We start from the raw sequence: 1005 nt of genomic DNA, 5'->3' as shown, positions 1-1005 counted from the left end.
CAGACGAAATTTTCTCATGTCCGGCCTTATTATCATGGTAAGGTCGGCAAATCGTCTTTCAATCTCCTTTTCCGAATCCATAATAAAAAGAATATCGTTGTAAAGAAGTGTCAGAAAAGCAGTCTTGACAGTAAGTTCATTTGCCCATCGGTAATCTCGGTTACGAAATACCATGAAGTAGTGCTCTTCAACAAATCTGCAAAGAGCTTCCATATCTCCTTTTTGATAGACTTTTTTGGCTGCATCCTTTCCTTTGTCCCGTTCAACAGGTTCCGGCAGAAGCATTTCGTTAATTCTGTCAACATAGAGCCTTTTTGTAAGAAGGTTGGGCAGTTTCAACACCTGGTCACCATTTTCTGAACGGCCATCAAGAGTAAGGATGCCAAAGTAATATAAAAAAGAGATCAGAAAAGATCTGTCATGGGTTGCATCGGAGAGCATTCTTCTTATGCCGAACTTCTGGCTTATCTGCTGGATTTCAATTTTGTGACTCTGGTGGCTCTGCTGCATCAGATCAATAATTAGCTGATTTCCCCCTTTTATTTCGGAAATATAGAGAAGTTTGCCTTCATCCATTGCAAGGTTTTCATCAAACATGTTTTCCGGAAATCGCCCTGATTTCTGGAATCGCTTCAGGAAGTAGAGTACAAGTGTGGGGTTATAAACTGGTTCGGTTACATCCTGTGAGAAGAGGTAACCGTTGTAGTAGAGTTTCATTATTTCAAGGGCATTATTGGAATGAACTTCATTGGCTTTCATTGTTGACAAAACAGCTTGAATCTCGCTTTCCGTAAATCCGCAAAGATCATTGTAGTCATCTTCAAAATAGATATTCTCCCCGATATTAAAGCCGCTTGTGATGTCACTCATGACCACAGGAGAAACTCCGGTGATAAATATCCTGTCAAAAACATCGCTTGATGCCAGGGACTTGATGTTTTTGAAGATGGTTTTCAATATGCCCTCTTTTCTTACAAGGGAATCATAGCGTTCCACCTTACTGTC

Annotated in this window: 1 protein-coding gene; it reads right to left on the bottom strand. The window is 40.4% G+C overall.

What is annotated here, in order from left to right:
* Positions 1-1005, bottom strand: a 1005-nt coding sequence (locus MTBBW1_RS05125) for a P-loop NTPase family protein (protein WP_186441091.1), incomplete at both ends; no start/stop codon positions are given.

It is taken from the genome of Desulfamplus magnetovallimortis (assembly GCF_900170035.1).
Classification (GTDB): Bacteria; Desulfobacterota; Desulfobacteria; order Desulfobacterales; family Desulfobacteraceae; genus Desulfamplus; species Desulfamplus magnetovallimortis.
Note: the sequence above shows the minus strand (reverse complement) of the source record. Positions and strands in the feature narration are given on the sequence as shown.